Annotated in this window: 15 protein-coding genes and 1 pseudogene; 12 read left to right on the forward strand and 4 right to left on the reverse strand. The window is 69.2% G+C overall.

Translation table 11 applies throughout. From position 1 onward, the window contains the following. The first annotated feature begins 43 nt into the window (after nt 1-43). The 5 genes from PSH03_RS04305 (at nt 44) to PSH03_RS04325 (ending at nt 4,339) form a co-directional block, all read left to right on the forward strand. Entirely contained in the window at nt 44-835 is a 792-nt protein-coding gene (locus tag PSH03_RS04305; RefSeq protein WP_210785968.1) for a potassium channel family protein, read from the forward strand. After that, complete coding sequence (locus PSH03_RS04310) at nt 813-1,940, forward strand: PP2C family protein-serine/threonine phosphatase (protein WP_210785967.1); 1,128 nt, start codon at nt 813-815, stop codon at nt 1,938-1,940. The genes PSH03_RS04305 and PSH03_RS04310 overlap by 23 nt, the downstream gene beginning before the upstream one ends. A gap of 132 nt (nt 1,941-2,072) precedes the next feature. Then, entirely contained in the window at nt 2,073-2,306 is a 234-nt protein-coding gene (locus tag PSH03_RS04315; RefSeq protein WP_238688324.1) for an STAS domain-containing protein, read from the forward strand. Between the two features lie 144 nt (nt 2,307-2,450). Beyond that, nucleotides 2,451-3,917, forward strand: a complete 1,467-nt coding sequence (locus PSH03_RS04320; RefSeq protein ID WP_372494704.1) for a metallophosphoesterase family protein — start codon at nt 2,451-2,453, stop codon at nt 3,915-3,917. Nucleotides 3,918-4,180: 263 nt separating this feature from the next. After that, on the forward strand, nt 4,181-4,339 hold the full coding sequence (locus PSH03_RS04325; RefSeq protein ID WP_167362477.1) for a hypothetical protein: 159 nt from the start codon (nt 4,181-4,183) through the stop codon (nt 4,337-4,339). A 388-nt stretch (nt 4,340-4,727) separates the two neighbouring features. Here the strand turns inward: PSH03_RS04325 and PSH03_RS04330 are convergent, their stop codons facing one another. Continuing rightward, nucleotides 4,728-5,171, reverse strand: coding sequence for a hypothetical protein (locus PSH03_RS04330; protein ID WP_210785966.1), 444 nt, complete (start codon nt 5,169-5,171; stop codon nt 4,728-4,730). A 259-nt stretch (nt 5,172-5,430) separates the two neighbouring features. On the opposite strand from PSH03_RS04330, the gene PSH03_RS04335 reads away from it, so the two are divergent. The 5 genes from PSH03_RS04335 to PSH03_RS04355 all read left to right on the forward strand — a co-directional run bounded on the left by PSH03_RS04335 (nt 5,431) and on the right by PSH03_RS04355 (nt 13,747). Then, a complete protein-coding gene (locus PSH03_RS04335) occupies nt 5,431-7,251 on the forward strand; it encodes a serine/threonine-protein kinase (protein ID WP_238688326.1) in 1,821 nt (606 codons plus the stop codon). Nucleotides 7,252-7,281: 30 nt separating this feature from the next. Next, a complete protein-coding gene (locus tag PSH03_RS04340) occupies nt 7,282-7,653 on the forward strand; it encodes a DUF1330 domain-containing protein (protein ID WP_210785964.1) in 372 nt (123 codons plus the stop codon). Between the two features lie 158 nt (nt 7,654-7,811). Beyond that, a complete protein-coding gene (locus PSH03_RS04345) occupies nt 7,812-8,333 on the forward strand; it encodes a DUF421 domain-containing protein (RefSeq protein ID WP_238688327.1) in 522 nt (173 codons plus the stop codon). Between the two features lie 212 nt (nt 8,334-8,545). Continuing rightward, nucleotides 8,546-11,431 carry a hypothetical protein gene (locus PSH03_RS04350; protein WP_238688328.1) on the forward strand — a complete coding sequence of 962 codons (2,886 nt, stop codon included), beginning with the start codon at nt 8,546-8,548 and terminating at the stop codon, nt 11,429-11,431. A gap of 24 nt (nt 11,432-11,455) precedes the next feature. Next, nucleotides 11,456-13,747: a M23 family metallopeptidase gene (locus PSH03_RS04355; RefSeq protein ID WP_238688329.1), complete on the forward strand. Its 2,292-nt coding sequence runs from the start codon at nt 11,456-11,458 to the stop codon at nt 13,745-13,747. Nucleotides 13,748-13,932: 185 nt separating this feature from the next. Here PSH03_RS04355 and PSH03_RS04360 read toward each other — a convergent pair. Both PSH03_RS04360 and PSH03_RS04365 read right to left on the reverse strand, forming a co-directional pair. After that, nucleotides 13,933-14,304: pseudogene (locus tag PSH03_RS04360) on the reverse strand (transposase); the annotation flags it as partial. After that, nucleotides 14,301-14,936, reverse strand: coding sequence for an alpha/beta fold hydrolase (locus tag PSH03_RS04365; protein ID WP_238688330.1), 636 nt, complete (start codon nt 14,934-14,936; stop codon nt 14,301-14,303). The pseudogene PSH03_RS04360 and the gene PSH03_RS04365, both read right to left, overlap by 4 nt. Before the next feature lie 136 nt (nt 14,937-15,072). Here PSH03_RS04365 and PSH03_RS04370 point away from each other — a divergent pair, with 136 nt between their 5' ends. Together PSH03_RS04370 and PSH03_RS04375 are read left to right on the forward strand one after the other, a co-directional pair. Further along, nucleotides 15,073-15,636, forward strand: a complete 564-nt coding sequence (locus tag PSH03_RS04370) for a TetR/AcrR family transcriptional regulator (protein WP_210785961.1) — start codon at nt 15,073-15,075, stop codon at nt 15,634-15,636. Between the two features lie 245 nt (nt 15,637-15,881). Continuing rightward, entirely contained in the window at nt 15,882-16,205 is a 324-nt protein-coding gene (locus PSH03_RS04375) for a transposase (RefSeq protein WP_238688331.1), read from the forward strand. A gap of 296 nt (nt 16,206-16,501) precedes the next feature. Here PSH03_RS04375 and PSH03_RS04380 read toward each other — a convergent pair whose 3' ends face one another. Continuing rightward, nucleotides 16,502-17,017 (reverse strand): RICIN domain-containing protein, encoded by a 516-nt coding sequence (locus tag PSH03_RS04380; protein ID WP_238688332.1) that lies wholly within the window; start codon nt 17,015-17,017, stop codon nt 16,502-16,504. Between the last annotated feature and the right edge of the window lie 275 nt (nt 17,018-17,292).

A 17,292-nucleotide genomic window follows, 5' to 3' on the forward strand; every position in this document is an offset into this window, starting at 1 on the left:
TGATTGCACGGGTGCACGCATAACCGTTCAGGCGGGGCCGTTCATGCAGATGAGGACTGAAGCGTTGCCCACCGATGCGGGCGCGCGGTGGGAGAGGGTGACGGCACTGCCGTTGACCGTCCTGTCGGTCTTGTTTCTCGTGGTCTACGCGGCGCCGATCCTGCGGCCCGGCCTGGCGGAATCCTGGCTCCGGGTGTGCGAGGCGACAACTGTTCTCATCTGGCTGATGTTCTGGGTCGACTTCGTGGTGCGGCTCAGCCTGACCAGAGCCCGGGGGCGGTTCCTGCGGGATCACCTCTTCGACCTCGCGGTTCTGGTGCTCCCCGTCCTGCGCCCGCTGCGTGCCCTGCGACTGATCACCGTGGTGCTGAGCCTGAGCAGACGCGCGGAGTCGTGGGCACGTGGCCGGCTCGCCGTCTACGTGGGCGCCACCACCATGCTGCTGGTGCTGGTGTCCGCGCTGGCGGTGCTGGACGCCGAGCGGTCCGCAGCCGACAGCAACATCACGTCATTCGATGACGCTCTGTGGTGGGCGACGGTGACCATCACGACCGTCGGCTACGGTGATCACTACCCGGTCACCGGGACGGGTCGGTTCGTCGCCTTGGGGCTCATGATCGGGGGCATCGGCCTGATCGGTTTCGTCACCGGCTCACTGGCAACCTGGATCGTGGATCGGGTCTCCCAGAAGGGCGGAACCGCACCGGCGACCGCCGACGACATCGCTGTCCTGCGCGCCGAGATGGAGGCGCTACGTCGACAGCTTGGTCCAGAGACATCGCGGGCGGGCGACGATCCGGATCGGCGGAGCCATGCGATCCAGTCCTCCGGTTGAGCGCAGCGAGGGCAGGAGGCCGGCCGCCCGTTCCTCCGTCGCCGACGCGGCGCCGGGCAGGTGGACCCGCTGGCTCGGCGTGCGACTGGCCATCGGATTCATCGTGGTGGTCCTGCTGATCGACGTCGCGGCGGCCACCCATGCCGTACTCATTGGCTTCCTGGCCCTCGCCCCGCTGTTCGCCGCTGCCGTCGAAAGCCCGCGCCGCACCGCCGCGGTGTCGGCCGCCGCGACCACGGCAGCGGTGGGGGCCGGGCTGCCCAGCGGGATGCTCGGCAGTCTCGATCACCTGCTCCGGGTGGCGGTCGTCATCACGGTCAGCCTGATGGCGGTGTACGTCGCGCGGGCTCGAACGAGACGAGAGGAGCGTCTGCGCCGGATGGCCGAGATCGTGCGGATCACCCAGGCGGCGATCCTGCGCAAACCGCCGCAGTATGCAGCCGGGGTGGAACTGGCCGCCCGGTACGTCTCGGCCTACGAGGAGGCCGGCGTGGGCGGCGACCTGTACGAGGTGGTGGCCGACCAGGACCGGCTGCGGATCATCGTCGGTGACGTCTGCGGCAAGGGGCTCGCCGCGGTGCGGCTGGCTTCGGCGGTAGCGGGGGCGTTCCGGCAGTCGGCGATCGTTCGGCCCGACCTGACGCAGGTGGCGCGAGACCTGGATGACCTCGTCGCTCGGGAGCCGACCCTGCCCCGGGCCGCGACGTTCGTCACCGCCGTCTTGGTCGAGCTACGCGGGGGCGAGATCCGGACCGTCAACTGCGGTCACCCCGCGCCGATCCTGCGGCACTGCGCCGCCGGAGAGCTGGAGGAGTTGACGGTGTCGCCCGATCGACCATTGGGTCTGGGTGGGCCTCGGGCACCGGAGAATGTGGGCCGTTGGGACGTCGGTGACCGGCTGCTGGTGCTCACCGACGGGCTGCTCGAGGCACGTGACAGCGAACGGCGCTTCTTTCCGATGCCTGCGCTCAAGGCGTGTCTGGCCGAGCCGTCGGTGGACAGCTGTCTCGACGCGGTCTGGGACGCCGTGCACCGGCACGTGGGCGGCGAACCGCACGACGACATCGCACTTCTGCTGGCCGAGCGCCAGCCCGCGGTCGGTTGAGGGACGAACAGGCCTCGCGCTTGTCGATCTTGGGCGGGTCTGCCTTCAGCGGATAGGCTGGCCTGCGAAAATAATTCTTGCATCCATGCATGCTTCGCTTCGGGCGCTTTTACCAACGGTTAGGAGTCGTGCGTGGAGTTGACAGTCGACACGATGCAGATGGGGGCCACCACCCGCATACGGCTGGTCGGAGAGATGGACCTCGGAACCAGCGGAATCGTGCACGACGCGGTCATTGCGGCGTTGACGTCCGATTCGGTGCGAGACATCATCCTCGATTTTGCTGACCTCACCGCACCCGTCGTCCGGCGGCAACTCTTCGCCGCCGGACTGCTGGGCCTGCTGTGCACAGAGGCCGAAGACTAGGCATCCCCTCGACCTGACCCCGCCGTCCCTCGGCTACCCCACAGATCGGATCCTCTCGTGACTCCGCCCCCGGACGCGGCCCCTCCGCGTCGCACGGCCCTGGCCGAACGCCTCAGGCACGCGGCCGTTCGGCCGCGCCAGATCATGCGCTCGCCGTGGGCAGGCCGTGTCCTGGCGGCGGTCACGCTTGTCGCCGTCACCGCCACGGGCATCACGATCGGCACCCTCCTCGGTGCCAGAGGCGCCAGTGACGTCGGGCCCTTCCGGGTCGCTTTCCAGCTGACCCCGTCGACGCACGGCGGCACAGAGATCGCCATACCCCCGCTGGGTTCACTTTTCCTCGACAGCCACGACGGCCCCGCGCGACTGACCGTCCGCCTCGACTCACTCGACCAGCGACGCACCGAGGCTCTGCTCGACGACCCCGCCGGCCTCGCCCACGCCGGCGCCACGGCACCTGAGGACCTCCGTGACGCCCTGGTCCGCCTCGGGCTCCGTACGCTCGGCGTGTCGGTCCTCACGTCCATGCTGTTGGCGGGGTTGGCGTTCCGGTCTGTGCGCCGCGTCGCCTGGTCGGGTGGTCTCGCGCTGCTGGTCACCGGCGGCACCCTCGGCACGGCCGCCCTGACGGTACGACCGCAGGCGCTGGCCGAACCCCGGTACGAGGGCCTGCTGGTCAACGCCCCGGCGCTGATCGGCGACGCGCAACGGATCGCCGATGACTACAACCGCTACGCCGAGCAACTCCAACGCCTCGTCGGCAACGTCGGCGAGCTGTACACCACAGTGTCGACCCTGCCGATCTACCAGGCTGCGCCCGACACCACCCGGATCCTGCACGTCTCGGACCTGCACCTGAACCCCGCCGCCTGGCCAATGATCAAAACCGTGGTCGAGCAGTACGACATCGACCTCGTCATCGACACGGGAGACATCACCGACTGGGGCAGCGAACCCGAGACCTCGTACGTATCCATGGTCGGCCAGCTCAGGGTGCCCTACGTCTACATCCGCGGCAACCACGACTCACCCCGAACCGCAACGGCGGTGGCCAGCCAGCCGAACGCCGTCGTCCTGGACGACTCCGTGACGACGATCGCCGGAGTGACGATCGCCGGAATCGGCGACCCCCGGTTCACCCCCGACAAGCAGGACGCCGAGGCAGGACCCTGGGAGGAACCAGCGATGACTGTCGAGGGTACGGGAACGCAGCTCGCCGCGACGATCCGCTCGCTGGACCTACCGGTGGACATCGCCCTCGTGCACGACCCCGCATCAGCGACCGCGCTCAACGGTGCCACGCCGCTCGTCCTGGCAGGCCACACACACCAGCGAAAGGTGACGACTCTGCCGCCGACCGGCACGCTCACCACCCGGCTGGCAGTGCAGGGTTCCACCGGCGGGGCGGGGTTGCGCGGACTCGAAGGTGACGAACCGATGCCCCTGGTCATGTCGGTGCTCTACCTCGGCGCGGATCACCGGCTCCAGGCGTACGACGACATTCAGGTCGGCGGCACCGGCACCGCGCAGGTGAGCCTCAATCGCAAGGTGGTCGACGCGGCATCGCCAGTAATTCCGGCCGCGCCGTCCGCGACTCCCGCCGACAACTAGCTTTCTCGCGTTCGCGCCCGTTCTGCTCCCCACGACGGGCCGGCGCTGCTCGACGACGCAATCCCCGACGGCACCCCGCTCTCCGCCGTGGTGGACCGGAGCCACCGGGGCATAGTCCAATGCTCGACCTGTTCGCGTCCGTAACGCCCGACAAACTGCCTGGCACACGCCGGCTGAGGCCGTTTGTGCCCCCAACCGACGGGAAGGCGATGGGCGATGGTGGCGCGGAGTCGCCTGCGCCACGGCAGCACAGGGAGGGTGACATGGGTGACCGGGATCAGCTGCACGATCTTCGCCAGCAGGCCCACGACGCGGGCATCGAGGGCAACTCCAAGATGACCGAGGACCAGCTGCGTGATGCCCTGCGCAAGGTCGGCAAGGGCGAGCGGCCCCAGATGGCCAAGCACGACGCCAAGCGATGACGAACGCGGGCGGTGCCGGCACCCTCTCGGGTGCCGGCACCGCTTGCGTGTCGCAGCATGCTGGCCGGTAGGTGCGAGCGGATCGGCGCGCGCCTCGGCGCAGATCCGGCAGTCCCAAACGCGACGGCGTGGCCGTCGCACACGATCCGCACGACGTACGCGTAGTGGCGCACGCCTTCGGCGCGGCGCGGCTCGGGTTCGCACCGTGGCCGGTGTCTCGGGACAGCACCTGGACGGTGTCGGGCTCGGATCAGGCGAGCGCGCGGAGGCGGTCGGCCGCCCTGCCAGAGCAGCCGGATGACCTCCAACGCCTCCTGAGTCGATCGAGAACGACCCCTTCGTGTCGATCCTGGATCGACACGACCATGCTGTTATTGACACCTCTGCATCAGCCGCGCCGGCGTCCCCAGATCGTCACCTCCTGTGCGGCGAGCGCCCGGCCGCCTTCGAAGGTCCGGTACGGTCCCGCAGGTCCAAGGTGGTAACGGTTGGCAAGGTCGCGGTGGGAGAAGGGGACCACGGTGCCCACCACGGTGACCAACTGCGGCGGAGCGGGCGCGGAGGGGCCTGTTGACAGCACGAGCAGGGTCCCGTCGGTCAGATCCGCGTCGCGGACGATGAACGCGTTGTCGGTGATGACCTGCTCGACGGCGGCGGTCACGGTGAGACGATCACCCACCGCGGCTCGGGCGACCGTGCCCGGCCGGGTCGCCGGCTCGGGATCGGGGCGGGGTGCTGGAGCCGCAGTCGGGTGGCTGCATCCCACGGCCAGGAGGACCACCGGCGCGAGAGCGGCCAGCGCCTGATGTGTCCGGTCACGCCATCTGTTCATCCGCGGTTCCGCCTCCCTGCCTGTCCTGCCTCGTATCCAACAAGTTCCCTGGGATGTGGCGGTACGACCACGGAACCGTGACGGTCGTATGACAATCCCCGGCGCTTCTGAAAAGACGTGTTGAGCAGGGTTTTGGTCCAGATCAGGTCGGGTAGGGCCGAGCGTCGAGGGAACATCAACGCGGCCCGGACGGACGCAACGGAATTCACCGTCGGGAATTCGCGTCGATGTCGTGCTACGACTGGAGAGACGGGGGCAGATGCGACTCCTGCAGCAGCGCTACCGGCTCGACGAACCGGTCGGCCAGGGTGGCATGGCGGTGGTCTGGCGCGGGTTCGACCTGCGGCTACAGCGTACGGTCGCGGTGAAGATGCTCTCTTCGGAGCTGCTCGACGACCCGGCGGCGCGCGAGCGGTTGCGTGCTGAGGCGCTCGCCGCGGCGAGGTTGGACCACCCGCACATCGCCGGCGTCTTCGACTACGGCGAGCAGCGGCAGCGCCGCAGGCGAGTCCCCTTCCTCGTCATGGAGTTCGTCGATGGCGAGACGCTGGCCGGCCGCCTGCAGCGCTCGGGACCGATGGCGTGGCGCGAAGCCGCGCGGACCGGTGCCGCCGTGGCGGACGCCCTCGCCGCCGCGCACGCCCACGGCCTCGTCCACCGCGACGTCAAACCCGGCAACGTGATGCTCGGTCCACGCGGGGTCAAGGTTGTCGACCTGGGCATCGCTGCGGGGGTTGGCCAGAACCCCGCCGACTCGGCGGGGCTGATCTGGGGGACACCGGGATACCTGGCCCCGGAACAGGCTGCCGGTGCCACGGCGGCACCGGCCGGTGACGTCTTCGCCCTGGGTCTGGTGTTGGTCGAGTGCGTCAGCGGGCGAAGCGCCAACGACCTGCGGCGCGGTCGGGATGGCGCCGAGTTTCCGTCCGTCCCGGAGATGCCGCCCGGCGTGGCCGATCTCGTGCGCCGTTGCCTGGCCACGGACGTGGAGCGCCGGCCGGCGGCTGCCGAGGTGGCGGCCGTGCTCCGCACCGTGGGCGGTACGGACGTGGCGCTGCGGCCGGCGGACCCGGTGGCCGACCTGCCGGCAACCGCCGGATCGACCCGTCAGCTCATCGCCGGTTCGAGTGCCCCGGCCGGCATCGGACGGAAGCCGCTCGTACCTGTCAGGACGCCCGACCGCGCGGGTCACCGCAGGGTTCGTGCCGGGGTTGCCGTCGGTGTGCCGGCGGTTCTGCTCGCCGCCGTCCTCGTCGGTCAACTGCCGAGCCGCAAGGCCGTAGACGATGTCGCGGCTAGCGACGTCCCAGCTGCCGGTGCCGGCGGTGTCGCCGATGCCCAGGCCGGAGACTGCGCCACCCGCTATATCGCCTACCACCTGCCGGACGGCACCTTTCGGGCCGATCTGACCGTCACCAACACCGGGGGGCAGTGGCTGCGCGACTGGTCACTGGCATTCGCGCTGCCCCCCGGGCAGCGCCTCGTCACCGACGACACACCCTGGGATCAGGACCGCCGAAGCGTGACCTTCACGCCGGCCACGCGGTTGGCACCCGGTGCCACCCTCGCGGCGGCGCTGCGGGGCACCACCGAGGGCGACAACCTGAAGGCGCCGGCCGGCTTCTCCGTGAACGGCCTTCCGTGCGATCGCGTGGTCAGCCACATCGCGTCACCCGTCGTCGCGCCCGGTGCGCCGTCCGCTCCCGGTGCCAGGACGGCGGCACCGGGACGGCGCCCGACCAACGTGGTGACCGCCCCGCGTTCGTCCGCCGCCTCCGAGTCGCCCACGGTTCCGGAGGGCAGCGACACGCCTTCGCCGACACCGGACCCGAGCGTCGGCACACCGTCGCCGGCCATCCCCTCGACGACGGCGCAGCCAGATGTCACCAGCACACCGTCGTCGCCGAGCACCGACCCCTCGCCGAGTACCGACCCCTCACCGAGCACCGGTTCGGCGTCACCACCGGCCGGCGGCGGGCCCACCACCAGCCCTCGACCCGGTGCCTCACCCAGCACGTCGAGCACCGCCGGCACGCCAGCGACCGAGCAGGGCAGTGACCAGCCCTCACCTTCGCACTAGGCTTCCCGCCAGCCGAGGTGAGGAGGCACGATGGCGATCGATCCCAGCGGCAGCGACCTGCGAGACTTCCTGGAGGAGGACCCGCAGGCGCCCGTGGTCATGCTCAACCTGCTGCGGTTCGCCGACGGAGGCCGAAAATCCTATGCGGCCTACGCCGCCGAACTGCGGGACACGTTCCTAGCCCGCTACGGCGGCGAGGTGATCTACGCCGGTGCGGGCGGTCGGGCGCTGGTGGCCGAGGACGGTCAGGCCTGGGACGCCGTCCTGCTGGTCCGGTACCCCAGCCGGCAGGCGTTCTGCGCGATGGTCGCCGACCCGGCCTACCAGCAGGTGACCCGGCTACGCACGGTCGCACTGCAAGAGGCCGTGCTGCAGCCCACGATGCCGTGGTCGCCGTCCTGAGATCAGGTGCCGGGTTACCGCGATGACCGGCCGGCGCGGGCGCCGCTGATTCGCCCTGCGGGCCTGCGCCCGCGCCTGAGGTCGGCCGGGTCTTACGATGTCTCCGCCCGCAGCCAACACCGATGGCCGAACGGTGCGGACACCGCGCTGGGCGGGGTATGACCAGTCCCATGTGGCTCAACGACCCCTCGGATCTGCTCCGTCTCACGCTGATCGCGATACTGACCTATCCGGCCTTGGTGGCGCTCCTGCGCGTCTCCGGCAAACGGACCCTGTCGAAGCTGAACGCCTTCGACCTGGTGGTCACCGTCGCGCTGGGCTCGACCCTGGCGACGATCCTGCTCTCCCGCAGCGTCTCGCTTGTCGAGGGTCTGCTGGCTCTGTCGCTGCTGGTGGTGCTCCAGTACGGGGCCGCGTTCCTGGCCGTGCGCTGGCCACCGTCGCAGCGGCTGCTCAAGTCGGCACCCACGATGCTCCTGCGCGACGGCGTCCTGCGACACGACGTACTGCGGCGGATGCGCATCTCGGACAGTGAAGTACGGCAGGCGGCGCGCAGCCAGGGACACGGCGACCTGAGCCGTCTTGCTGCCATCGTCCTGGAGACCGACGGAAGCTTGAGCGTCGTCGGCCGGGAGTCGTGTGGCGACGGGAGCGCCCTGACTGACGTACGCGGGAGGTGAGTCACCCGCGTGCCTCTCCCGACTCCGGGAACGGTGGGAGGAGGTAGCGTGCGGCGCCTGGCCAAGGTGATCCGCCGCAGGGTCATCCCGTGAGATTGCTCATCCGCCGCTGACCGAATGCCGACCAAGGCCTTCCGCCGGCGCCGGCGTGGATATCTCATGTTGTCGGACCGTTATCGATCATGGACGTCGCTCGGTGGGGAGCCAGCCGCATGGAACAGGTCTTTCGGATGTTATTGGTGCGCAACGCCGAAGCGGCGGATCCCCAGACCGATGCGGTATCGGTGTCGAACACACCGCTGCAGCAGGAGTTGGGCAGCGTCACCGGCGACGAGTCACGCAGCGAGGTCATGGAGCGCGCGAAGGCGTTCGTCGCCAGTAGCCGGTTCGTCGACGACGCCGAGCGGGTAGCCGGCGGGCCGAAGCTGCGCGAGCTGCGTACCAGGCTGACGGAGCTGCGGGACCCTACCGAGGAGCAGGTGGAGCAGACCGTACGCGACATGCTCGGTGACGGCTACGCCGAGCAGGTCGGCGCTACGACGTGGCGGGAACGCAAGGAACAGTTGGCCGACAGCGCGCTGGCGCTGAAGCTGCTGTCCACCAGCGATCCGGGTGCGATGGCGGAGCTGGTCGGGTTGCTACGCACGGTGCGCTTCGTCGAAGCCTGGGTAGAGGACCGCAACGGCGCCGACCGGGCGGCGGCCACCCTGCCGATCCTCGACATGCCACTGGTGCTGCCGGTGCTCTCCGGGCTGAAGCTGGCGCCACAGCGGCCGAACGCCACCGCCCCTCCGGCACGTGCGGTGCCGCCGCTTGCGGACCTGCAGCAGGTCGGGCGGCAGGGGCAGCTCATCGACAGCGTCGTGCGAGAGCTGACCACTATCGCTCCCCGGTTCTTCCGCACCCAGGACGGCGACCCGCAGGAGCCGGGCGGCGCACGGCTCGACGACGGCCGACCCACGCCGAAAGCTGCCGCGAAGGGCACTGGCATCAGCATCGCGGGCACCCAGGACCGCCCCCGCCTCGGGCTCTCCGACGCCGGCGTCAAGGTGATCAGCGAAGCCAGTCGCCGTTACCTCGGTCAACTGGGGCTGGACCTGTCGCGGGACTCGGTGAGCCAGGTGGTGGCTCGGCTGGACACGGAGAAGGCCGGGTTGGTACGCGACCTGCGCCCCACGGCGGGGAACACCGTACTGGCGCTGGCCGACATGTTCCGTGCCGGCTCGTACGGGCTCGGTGGTGCGTTCCTGTGGCGGTTCCCCGGAGGCGACCGGCAGCCGCTGCCGACCACGCACGGCACGGTACGGCCGATCGGGGAGGGTGAGTTGCTGGTGGTGCGGCAACAGCTCACCGGCTACGAGCCTGGCGAGGTCGCCCACATCGAGAACGTGCTGCGGGGTGAGAACAAGCAGCGCACCCACCGGCGTCGCGAGGTCACCGAGGAGATCTTCGTGACCGAGCGCGAGATCGAGCGGGAGGAGGAGCGCGACCTGGAGACCACCGAGCGCTTCGAGCTCAGCCACGAGGCGTCCGAGGTGCTCAAGGAGGAGGCGGAGGTCGAGGGCGGGCTGCGGATCCGCGCCCAGGTCAGCCCCGCCGTGCTGATCGAGGCGAACGCACGGGCGGCGTACACCAACGCCCGCGAGAGCTCCCGGAAGAAGGCCAGCGAGTACGCCCGTGAGGTGGTCGACAAGTCGGTGACCAGGCTCGCCGAGCGAATCCGTACCCAGGAGACGCTGCGGGTGACCCGCGAGGTGGAGGAGATCAACGACCACAGCGTCGACAACGTCGACGGGGACGGCCACGTGGTCGGTGTCTATCAGTGGGTGGACAAGTGGTACGAAGCCCAACTGTTCCGCTATGGCGGTCGCACCATGTACGACTTCGTGATTCCGGAGCCGGCGATGTTCCTCACCGGTGCGCTGGAGGAGGACGCCACCCGGGAAGTGGGGCGACCGCGACCGGAGCCGTTCCCACTCGACGCCAGCCAGCTCACCGAAGCCGACTACCTCTACTGGGCGAACAAGTACCACGCCACCGGCGTTCAGCCGCCGCCGCGGTTCGAGGAGACCCGCTCGGTGACGTTCTCCTCGGGCGGAGGCGGCGGTGAGGCGGGCGACATGTCGCAGCGCCAGGACCTGCCCATCCCCGAGGGGTACAACGCGGTGCAGGCCCACGTCACCGCGGGCTTCTCCGGATCCCAGATCTACATCTCGGTCGGGCGCAAGGTGTTCCTGTACGAGTCGCACTCCGGTCTGCGGTCGACGAACCTCGACCTGGAGGAAGGCACGATCCCGATCACGATGGTCGCCAACGACACACCGCTGTTCGCGGTCAGCATCGAGGTGGTCTGCCGGCGCACGGAGCGGGCGATGCTGGACTGGCAGATCCGTACCCACGCCGAGATCAAGCAGGCGTACCTGGAGCAGCAGGCGCGGTTCGACGAGGCGACGGCCCGTGCCGCGGCCAACCACGGGGTGGTCATCGACGGCCGCAACCCGGGGGCCAACCGGGCGTTGGAGCTCACCGAGCTGAAGAAGGCGTGCATCTCGGTGCTGACGCACCAGCACTTCGACGCCTTCGGCGCGGTGGAGACCGGCGCGATGGGGGTGCCGCAGGTGGACGTGACGGTGGTCGAGGAGCAGGGCAACTACATCCGGTTCTTCGAACACGCCTTCGAGTGGCAGCTGATGAGTTTCCTGTTCTACCCGTACTTCTGGGGCCGGAAGAGCACCTGGCTCGACCGGGTGCGGTACGACAACAGCGACCCGGAGTTCGCCGAGTTCGTACGCTCTGGTGCCGCCCGGGTGCTGCTGCCGGTTCGGGAGGGGTTCGAGACATCGGTGGAGCACTTCATGCGTACCGGACAGGTGTGGCAGGGCGGACCGCCACCGGAGATCACCGACCCCGAGTACCTGCCGATCGTCAAGGAGATCCAGGAACGTACCGGCGCCCCGGGCGACGAGGTGCCGGAGGGGGCGCCCTGGCGCGTACGTGTGCCGACCCGACTGGTCCGACTGCGCCCGGAAGGCGGGCTACCAAGCTGGGCCAAGCATGACGACGGCACCTGGCGGCCGGACGAATCGGACCCCCGGTGACGGGGCCGGCGGCTCGGCTCCAGCATGGACGGTAACGAGGACTTCGGACGGTTCCTGGAACTGCTGCTGGCCGACAGCATCGCCGCCGGCTGGTTCGATCCGGACGCGGCGGGCTCATCGGCGTCACTGACCGGTGAGGTGATCCCGTCGTACCGCATCACCCTGCCCCCGGCGGGTGAGGACGGCGGCGGTGACCCGCCCGACGGTGGTGGTGCCGACGGCGGGAGCGAGTCGTCTCCGCTGCGGCAGGCGTTGGCGGCGGTGCTCGCCGACGGCGGCACCGCCACGCTGGGGCGCGCCAGCTCACCTACGGTGCGTGCGCTACTGGACCCCACGGCCCGCGACGAGGTGCGGCGTACGGTGAGCGCCGTCGTCACCGCGACGGACGCGTACCGAAGCGAGCTGGACGTTGCCGTACCAGCCGACGCGCCGCACGACATGGTGCTCGCGGTGCTGCTGTCGCTGCTGCACGGACCGGCGTGGGGTGCCGCCCAGACCCGGCTGCACGCGCTGCTCGCCTGGTATGAGCGGACGATCGCACTCAGCGTGGTGATCACCGTCGAACGGTTGGGCCGCCGCGACTCGGAGCCAGCCATGTTTCGCGACCTGACCAGGGCGGTACGGCTGGGCCGCAACCGGCTCAGCACCCAAATCCGCGCCCTCGTCGACGCCACCGTCCATGTGCCGCACACCCACCAGGCGCTGGTGGAACGGCAACTCACCATGCTCGCCGGCCGGCGGGCCGACTGGCAGCGGCGACAACTGGTGGCGCAGTTGGCCGGGGTGGCACCACCGATGCCGGCCGACCTGGAGGCGTACCGGCGGCTGCGGGTGTTGACCCGCCGCCGGACCGACCTGGAGGCAGTGCTGAGCGCCGACCGGGCGGAACGGGAGCGGCTGCGCCGACAAGCCGGTTCCTCCGCGGAGACCCGCGAGACCCGATCCGCTAGCAGGGCCCAGCTGCGGGTGCTCTGGCCCCAGATTCAGGAGCAACAGCAGGAGCTCGCGACGACGAGCCGCGAGATCGCCAGCCTCCGCCGGACGCTCAGCGGCGCGACGATGAGCCGGATCGCCGCGTACCAGGACGCCGAACGCCGCGGAATCCGGGACGGCGAGGCCCGCCAGGAACGCGACGCCCTGCTGCAGCGCATGGACCAGGAACTCACGTCGTTGACGAGCCATCGGCTGTCGGTCGCCGACGAGACCGGCCGCTGGCAGCGGTACGAGCTGCTGCTGGAGCGGCTGCTGAAGAACAGTCACAACCTCGGGCTGGAACTGTTCATGGACTCGTTCCTGAAGGTCAGCTCGTCGGCGGAGCGGCGCCGCGACATCGGGATCTCCGCACACACCACCGGCCAGGTGCAGTGGCTGAGCTACCCCGGCCACGGCGACAACGCCGTCGACTGGAACTGCCACGCCGGCCTGCCGCTACTGCTCTCCGCCCCGCAGGAGTTCCAGCTTCCCGAGCGGTTCCGCGCCACCCCGGACGATGCGGCGGCGTACCGCCTGGCGGGGGGAAGCGCGGTGGTCGAGGCGCGCGCGTCCGACGACATCCAGGACATCTTCGGCAAGATCGCGTACGGCCTGCTCGGCCGGCAGGGATCGCAGGAGACGGAGCTGGGGGCGCTGCTGCGCGCGCACGGCGACGACGAGATCGCCCCGGCCGAAGTGCTCACCCGTTCGTCCAGTGGCAGCGAGGTGTCCCGGCTACTTACCGGATTGGTCGCCCGCAATCTCACCCCGATCGACAACGCCGCAGCCTTCGACGCGCTGCGCGCGGGGATCGTCCGGGACCTGGAAGCCGGTGTGGTGCGTGCCCGTGGCCTGCCGGTGGGGACGGTACTGTTCCGCCGGGATCGGCTGCACGCCGACTCGGGCGCGTTCGGGTTGGGTCGCATCGTCACCCCCCGCATCACGGTGGGCGAGCTGCTCACCTCGGTACGGGAGTTACTCTCCAGCGACAGCAGCTCCGCGTACGACACCGAACGGCGCAGGTTGGTCAACCGGATCTGGCAACTGCTGCTGTGGCTGCGCTCGGCCGGCGCCGACGACCACCGGCGCGCGGCCTCGGTGTCGGTGGGCCACACCTACCGCGGCAGCACGCCCGACGACCTGACAGTACGGGTCTACTACTCCCACATGTATGACATCGCCGTGCGCTCCGGCACTCAGGTCAGTGTCGGCGACCAGCTCGGGCTCACCGGCTCCACCGGCAACGCGGTCAACTCGCACGTACACATCGAGATCTTCCTCTCCCGGGGCGGCAGCCAGCTCGGGGCCTGCCTGCCTCACGAGTTCTTCCCGCTCACGTCCTAGCTGGGGCTGACAGTCCGGGCCCACAGGCGGATCGGTTTGCTATCCGCCGATCGGGATGGCGTTTCCAGCGCATCGTCCATCGGGTTCTGCCTGCTCCGGTGGGGTCCAGGGACCGGGTCACCAGATACAGACACTTCAACGCGGCCAGCTCGTTCGGGAAGTGGCCGCGGGCCTTGACCGCCCGCCCCCGACAACCGGCGCTGCCGCTTCCTGACGATCTGGGGCTCGAAGGTGCCAACCCGGTCGCGTGGCACATCGATCTGCACCGGGCCTGTGCTGTCGGTCAGCACCGTCTTCGACCGGCTGCCGTTGCGAATGTTGCCCGACCCGGCGCCTGCCTGGTCGTGCTTCTCATAGCCGAGGTGCTCGGTCATCTCCTCGTTCAACGCGGTTTCCAGGACCGTCTTGGTCAACTGCTTGAGCAGCCCATCCGGACCGGTCAAGGACAACCCTTGTTCCTTGGCCACGCGGACCAGTTCGGCGGGCCCTTGTCGACCGCGTCGCAGAGCGTCGTCGACGATCGCGTCGAACAGTTCACTCTTCAATGTGCGGCTCACAGTCTCAGCAGCAGGTCGCGGACTGCGAAGGGCTGAGACAGGAACGGGTGGTGGCCCGCGTCGAGCTCGACGACATGGCCGGCCCGGCGAGCGAACTCGCGCTGCAATCGGACCGGGGTGCCTGCGTCTCGGGTGCACACGAGGTACGTCGAGGGCACGTCCTTCCATGCGGCAGCCCCGACCGGCTCCCCGATCACCTGCACGCTCTGACGGGCGAGATGATCAGCCGCCTGGGACTGGGCGTCATCGTCGCAGTCCTGCAGGAATGTGCCCACAAGCAGCTCGGGGCGGACTCCGAACGTCCCGGCGTTGGTGTCGATGTCGAGGAATGGTGCGGGGGTGCCGTCGCCGAAGTCTGACAAGCTCTGCCCAACCTCAGGCAGGTAGCTGGAGATCAGCAGCAGGTGGCGCACCGTTCCAACGTCCGCGGCCGCCGCCGCCGTCACGATGCCGCCATAGCTGTGAGCGACCACGATGGTCGGCTCGTCGCTGTCCTGCAGCACCTGCCGCACGGCGCCGACGTCTTCGGTCAACCCCGGGCCACCGGCGCCTCCCGGCGCGCCGGCCTCTCCGCAACTCGGGAGCGCCGGGGCCACGCTCGCCATCCCCCGCTCCTCCAGCAATCCGGTCATGCGGTGCCACCACCACCAGCCGTCCCGCACGCACGCCCCGTGCACGAATACGACCCTCATCGCCACCTCCGCGTTCACTATGACTGCCGTCCCACCAACAGTAGACGTATCGACAGTTACGTGAAAAAGTGTGCCGGTGGGACGGCGACCTCAACCCGAGATCAAGAAGCGGCTGCTCGACGCGTGCACCGACTACGCGCTCGAGCACGGCCTGCCCGACAGGCTCGAACCACTGGCCTCCGCCGCAGGCACCTCCACCCGCATGCTGATCTATCATTTCGGCACCCGCGACGTTCTCCTGCGCGCCGTTCTTGAGCACGCGCGGCAACGCCAGCTCGCCACTTTCGGTGACCTGCTGCGCGTACGACCCGATCAGCCCTACACCGCCACGCTGGCGAACGCCTGGAGGTTCATAACCGGTCCCGAAGGGCAGCCTTACTTGGGAATGTTCGGGCAGTGGCGGGAAAGCGCCGCGCAGCAACTATTGCCCGATTTTCGCCGGATGGCGACGACTAACTGGCTCGGGCCGCTCGAAAAAGGCTTGAGCAGCATCGATCGGCCAGAGCTCGCTACCCTCGTCCTCGCGGTCATTCGCGGTCTCCTCATGGACCTCGATGCCACTGCCGACAGCACCCGAACAGATAGGGCGTTCTCCGGTTTCCTCAGCACACTCGATCAACAGATCGTCCCCAACCGTTGATCCGTACCCAGTTAGGGACACCAACCCGTACGCCGACAGAGGGCTAGCGGAACCCCCGAGTCGGGATTTCGGGCGGAGGTGCAAGCCCAGCCGGCCATGGCCCGCAGCGACAAGTTGGTCGACATCGTCGTCGACCACGGTCAGCACAAGCTGACCGGCCCGGCAGCAGTCAGGGCCGAGGCCCGGTTAACCGAGCACGTCCGGCAAATCCAGTCCACGGCAAAGGCGTCAAGGACCGTCAGCGCATGCAACGCCTCATCGCCCGGCACGACCCACACGTCTTCCCGGCGTCGCGGAGCACGGCGCTGATGTCGCCGAGCGTGTTCACCAGGGTGGTCCTCGATCAGGCCCACCAACGCCTGCAGGCACCGGTAGTGCAGATCTGGGACAACCTGAACACCCACGTCAGCCACCGCATGCACGCCCTGATAGCCGCCCGACCGTGGCTGACCGTGATCTGGTTACCCGCCTACGCGCCGGACCTCAACCCCACCGAATGCGTCTGGCGCTGGATGAAACGCGGCCTGACCGTCGAGACAGCCCGAACCCTGGCGTTTCAACCTCTGTAGCTGGCTGAGGAGTTTTACCGTTGCCGGCGCCCACCTCACGACAGGGTGCCCCCGCGCTGTGGCTCACGGGCTGACTGGTGGCCGTCGGTCCGGTGACACGCCCACTCGCCGGTCCACATTGCGAGGTCGTCTACCCAGCGCTCGGTGTTCTGCCGGGACTTGGCCGCCCACGTCGTTTGCGTTCTTTGACGCGAAGTCGTTCGCCGCCGCCCAGGTCATGAGTCGGCGCCGGCCGGGTGTCCCTGGCCGGCGCCGACGACTAGTTCGGCCTTCCTGCTAGCCGATGGCGGGCGATGTCAGTACCAACGGCGGGACAGGTGGGTGTCACAGGTGTACTGGACAGCGCCGGCGTTGTTGGCCGTGCTACCGCCGGCGATGGTCAGGCACTTGCCGCTGTTCACGTTCCGAACCTGAAGCGTGCTGCCGTTGTTGTTGGTGACCCGCCAGTAGCGCGCGGCGTGGGTGTCGCAGGTGTACTGGACGACCGGAGCGTTGTTCGCGGTGCTTCCGCCGTCGACGGTCAGGCACCGGCCGCTGTTCAGGTTGACGAGGCGGAAGTTGCCGCCGAGCGAGCCGCTGACGACCCAGGTACGCGATGCGTGGCCGTCGCAGTTGTACTGAACCGCGCGAGCGAGGTTTGCGGTGCTGCCGCCGGCGACAGTGAGGCACTTGCGGCTGTTCGCGTTCGTCAGGGTGATGGCCTCGCCGTCGGCGGCGATCCTGGCACTCACCTCGGCCTTCGCCGGTGCGCCGGTCAGCAGAAAGGCTGTCGCGAAGGCCAGAGCAAATGCTGATTTCACAGAGCGGTTCACGCTTCTCCCCTTGGTGGTGTCGAGTGGATTTCTTACTGTCGGATCGCTGAGCTGTGCGCAGGAAATTGCTGCTCACCAACGTTGATCCGACTCGTGTGGACTGGGCCCAGCCACGTTGTCTTGTATAGTCTGCCGTGGATTGTCCAGCAGCCTTTTCGCGGGCAGGACAAACAAACAAACAAATCTGGGGGCGGCAGGTGGGACGGCCTGAACGGCATCTTGATCCCGGCGGGGGGCACTGCAGCGCTTCGCTCTGGGTCTGCGGGCGATGCGGA

The sequence above is a fragment of the Micromonospora salmantinae genome (genome assembly GCF_022230905.1).
Taxonomy (GTDB): Bacteria; Actinomycetota; Actinomycetes; order Mycobacteriales; family Micromonosporaceae; genus Micromonospora; species Micromonospora salmantinae.